1 pseudogene is annotated in these 259 nt (G+C 50.2%); it reads right to left on the reverse strand.

What is annotated here, in order from left to right:
- A pseudogene (smg, locus tag RTW80_RS29825) lies at window positions 1-259 on the reverse strand (DUF494 family protein Smg); the annotation flags it as partial.

Here is a 259-nt window from a genome sequence, read left to right on the forward strand (position 1 = left end):
TTTCACAGCCTGGGATGTTGAATAGAACCATCAGGATCACCCATTTGAGATCTTCCAGTTCAAATTCAGCAGTATCCAGCGCCATGACGCGCTCTATCACCATCTCTCTCGTTTCGAGGTTTAGCACCTGAATCTGCTCGAGGAATAAAATGAATCCCCGGCAGCTGGCATCCAGCCTTTCACACTCTTCAGCTGTATAGATGCGCACAGACAATGGGTCAGAAGCAAGCTGCATCGGTTCGGCGAGGCCGTCCTGATA

It is taken from the genome of Escherichia sp. AM3 (genome assembly GCF_032029835.1).
GTDB classification, from domain to species: Bacteria; Pseudomonadota; Gammaproteobacteria; order Enterobacterales; family Enterobacteriaceae; genus Escherichia; species Escherichia coli.